The sequence below is a fragment of the Kitasatospora sp. NPDC093558 genome (assembly GCF_040683475.1).
Taxonomy (GTDB): Bacteria; Actinomycetota; Actinomycetes; order Streptomycetales; family Streptomycetaceae; genus Kitasatospora.
Genome location: NZ_JBFBDY010000554.1, coordinates 1 through 4093, shown reverse-complemented (window position 1 = coordinate 4093; position 4093 = coordinate 1). Strand labels below are relative to the sequence as shown.

The 4093-nt window shown below is 77.5% G+C and carries 2 protein-coding genes; one reads left to right on the top strand and one right to left on the bottom strand.

Going from position 1 to position 4093, the window contains the following annotated elements:
• Positions 1 to 878, bottom strand: an 878-nt coding sequence (locus AB0O00_RS31265) for a serine/threonine-protein kinase (RefSeq protein ID WP_363657487.1), incomplete at its 3' end; no start/stop codon positions are given.
• Positions 879 to 1262: 384 nt separating this feature from the next.
• Between AB0O00_RS31265 and AB0O00_RS31260 the strand changes: the two genes are divergently transcribed.
• Positions 1263 to 4079: an FtsK/SpoIIIE domain-containing protein gene (locus tag AB0O00_RS31260; RefSeq protein WP_363657485.1), complete on the top strand. Its 2817-nt coding sequence runs from the start codon at positions 1263 to 1265 to the stop codon at positions 4077 to 4079.
• The last annotated feature ends 14 nt before the right edge of the window (positions 4080 to 4093 follow it).

Below are 4093 nucleotides of genomic sequence, written 5' to 3'. Positions count from 1 at the left end.
GCCGCGTCCACGGCCACCGGGGAGGCGTGCACGCCGACGCCCGCCGCGACCACCCGCAGCGCCCGCGCCAGCGAGGTCGCGCCCGGCCGCTGCGCCGGGTCCTTGCGCAGGCAGCGCTCGATCACCGTCCACAGCGGCTCGGGCATCGTGCTGGGCCGCTGCGGCTCCTGCGCGAGGTGCGCCTGGAGGACCGCTAGCGGGCCGTCGCCCTGGAACGGCTGGCGGCCGGTGACCAGCTCGTACAGCATGATCCCGGCGCCGTAGACGTCCACGGCGGAGGTCTGGGCGCGGCCCTCGGCGGACTCCGGGGCGACGTAGGCGGGCGTGCCGACGAACTCGTGGGTGCGGGTGATGCCGGGGGAGTCGGCGAGGCGGGCGATGCCGAAGTCGGTCAGCATCGGATGCATCTGCTCGGTGCCGTCGACCAGGACGGAGGCGAGCAGGACGTTCGCCGGCTTGAGGTCGCGGTGGACGATGCCGTCCGCGTGGCTGGCCGCGAGCGCGTCCGCGACCTGGGCCATCAGCAGGGCGCCGGCGATCGGGCTGAACGGGCCGTTGGAGCGCAGGTAGCGGGCCAGGTCGGGGCCCTCGACGAGGTCCATCACGAGGGCCAGCAGCTCGCCCTCGACGACCAGGTCGCGCACCCGGACGATGTTCGGGTGGGTGAGCCGCAGCAGCAGGGAGCGCTCGCGCAGGAAGCGCATCACGACGTCCGGGTCGGCCGCCAGCTCCTCGCGCAGCACCTTGATCGCCACGGCCTGCCCGGGCTCGGCGCCGGGCACGTCGGCGTCCGCACGCACCCGCCCGCGCCAGACGGTGCCGGTGGCCCCCCGTCCGAGGGTCTCCTCAAGCACATACTTGCTGCCGACTGGCCGCACCTGTCGCACTCCTCGCCGTGCCGCCCGCGCGGGGCGCTCCTCCGCCGGTGCGGTGAGCCTGCCGGGCCCCTGTTTGCGGCCACTCTAACGGTGTCCGTTCGGGTTTCAGAGGCGACCGGCAGGCCTTGCGGCCGGTCTCGGGGACGGGTTGGGGGACATCCCCTAGGGAAGGGTCCCGACGGCCGCGGGAGCACCGGTTGACCTGACTCTCCGCCACCTCCAACATGGCGATCATCGCAAGATCGTCAAATCCGGTACGGTGCGCGGACTGTCCGTGACGGATGGCAGGATGGACACTCGCCACTCTTGGGTGGCCGAGCGGCCGCCCCAGCCGCGAAGCAGCGGTACCAGGCTTCACATCAGCAGAAGGGACCCGCGGGCGAGATGCAGATCCGGCTGACCGTCCTCCGACCGCGCAGCGGCCCGACCGCCGCCGGCACCGCCATCCCCTACGTGGACGTCCTGGTCACCGCACCCGTCGGTACCGCGCTCGGCGCCCTCGCGGGCGCGCTCGCGGGCGCCGTGGGCGTGCGCGGCCCCCGGGCCGCCACCCACGTACACCTCTACGCCGGGGCGCACCGGGTGGACGAGCACACCCTGCTCGGCCACCCCCCGCTGCTCGACGGCGCCGTCCTCAGCCTCAACGAGCCGGACCCGACCGCCGACCACCCCGACGACGCCCGGGCCGCCGCCGAACTGCGCGTGGTCGGCGGCCCCGACGCCGGCGGCGTGCACCGCCTGCACGGCCGGGAGATCCGGGTCGGCCGCTCCGGCGAGGCCGACGTCCCGCTCGACGACCCGGACGTCTCCCGGCTGCACCTGTCCCTGCACCTCGCCGAGGACGGCCGGGTCACCGTCCGCGACCTCGGCTCCACCAACGGCACCACCCTGGACGGCCGGATCGTTCCGCCCGGCCCGCAGGAGGAGGCCGTCCCGCTCGACCCCGGCGCCCTGCTGCGGATCGGCGAGTCCACCCTCCAGCTCGCCGCCCCCGGGACCGCCGAGCCCGCCCGCACCGCCGTCCCCGACGGCCACGGGCACCTCCAGCTCGCCGCCCCCGGCCCCGTCCGGCCCGCGCCGCCCGCCGCCGAGCCGCCCGCCGCCCCCGAGCCCGCCGCGGGGCGCGGCCGCGGACTGCTCTCGCTGCGCCTCGGCCGCACCGCCGAACCGCCCGGGCAGGAGAGCGCCGAGCGCCACCACGCCGCCGTCCGGATCCGCCAGGCCGCCGCCCAGCGCGAACGCTGGCCCGACCTCGCCACCCTCCTGCTCAACGCCGTCGGCCCCGGCCCCCGGCTCTGGGAGCGCGGCCCCGGCCACCCCGACGCACTCACCCTGCGCCTGGGCACCGCCGACCGCCCCGGCGGCCCCGGCACCACGCCCGGCACGACGTTGCCCGCCGTCCCCGTCACCCTCGACCTGCAGACCGCCGGCAGCCTCGGCCTCAGCGGCCCGCGCGAGCGGCTCGACGCGCTCACCCGCGCCGTCGTCGCCCAGCTCGCCGCCCTGCACCCGCCGAGCGGCCTGAGCCTCGTCGTCGTCGACTCCGACCAGGCCCGCGCCCCGCAGGACCGCGTCGACACCTGGGCCTGGGCCCTCTGGCTGCCCCACCTGCGCCCCGTCGAGGGCCAGGACTGCCGCCTGCTGCTCGGCCTCGACGAGGAGCAGGCCACCGCCCGGCTCACCGAGCTCACCGCGCGGCTCAGCGGCCCGGTCGGCCTCGGCGGCCACCCCGCCACCGTCGTCGTGGTCGACGGCCGCCCGGCCACCGAGGCCGCCCGCCAGGCACTCGACCTCCTGCTGCGCCAGGGCCCGGCAGTCGGCATCTTCCCGATCTGCCTCGCCGAGCAGCCCGAACTGCTCCCCCGCGGCGTCGGCGCCACCGCGCTGATCACCGGCGAGGTCGGCACTCACCTCTCGCTCGACCGCCCCGTCGCCCGCGGCCGCGAGACCCTGCACGAGGTCTCGCTGGACGCCGTCTCCGACGCCTGGGCCGAGCGCCTGGCCCGCGTCCTCGCCCCACTGCGCGAGGCCACCCCGGCCGCCCGCGGCCCGCTCCCGGACGCGCTGCGCCTGCTCGACCTGCTCCAGCTCGACACCGTCACCCCCGCCAAGCTCTCCGCCCGCTGGGACGCCCACGCCGGCGGGATCGGCGCCGCCACCGCGCTGCTCGGCACCACCCGGGACGAGCTCTGCACGCTCGACCTCGCCGACCCCGAACTGGCCCTCCCTTCCCCCGACCCGGGCGGCCCGCACCTGCTGATCGGCGGCGCGCGCGGCTCCGGCAAGACGGAGCTGCTGCGCACGCTGGTCGCCTCGCTCGCCGTCTCCGAGCGGCCCGAGCGGCTGGCCGTCACCCTCATCGAGGGCCGGGCCACCGAGGACGGACTGGACGGCTGCACCGAGCTCCCGCACGTCACCGGGCGGGTCAACGCCGCCACCGACCCGCGGGCCGCGCTGCTCGCGGCCGAGGCCCTGGAGGACGAACTCACCCTGCGGGAGCGGCTGTTCGACGGCCTGGACTTCGCCTCCTGGCACGCGGCCCGGATCCTCGACGCGGGCACGGGCGCGGGCGCGGACGCACCGCAGGTGCCGGTGCATGCCACCGTCGGGGCCGCCTCCACCCCGGCGCCCCGGATCATCTCGCCGCGCAGCGCCGAGGGCCCCCGTCCCGCCGCCACCACCCCGGCCGCTCCGGCCCCCGCCCGGCTGATCGTCGTCGTCGACGACTACGACGCCCTGCTCTCCCCCACCTCCCCGGCCGGCCGCCCGCTGGCCCGCGCGCTCGCCTCCGTCGCCCGCCGCGGCGGCCCGCTCGGCGTCCACCTCGCGGTCACCACCGGCCGGCCCGAGGACAGCGCCGGCACCGAGGTGGACGAGGCCGCCCTGCTCAGGATCGCCCTGCGCACCGAGGACCCGGCCGACTCCGACCTCCTGATCCACCTCGGCGACGCCGCCGCCCTCCCCGAGGACACCCCGGGCCGCGGCTACCTGCGCCTGCCGGACGGCGGCGTCTGCGCCTTCCAGGCCGCCCGGATCAGCGGCCGCATCCCGCGCACCGCCACCCTGCGCCCGACGGTGGTCGCGATAGACCCGCTCCAACTCGGCGCCCCACCCGCCCGCCGCCCCGTCCGCGAACTGGGCAACGGCCCCACCGACCTGGCCCTCCTAGCCAGCGCCCTCCAACGCGCCGCGACCCGCTGACGCCGTTGTCCCGT

Coding starts and splice junctions, on each gene's coding strand:
- AB0O00_RS31260 (WP_363657485.1), top strand. CDS start 1,263: ATGCAGATCCGGCTGACCGTCCTCCGACCGCGCAGCGGCCCGACCGCC.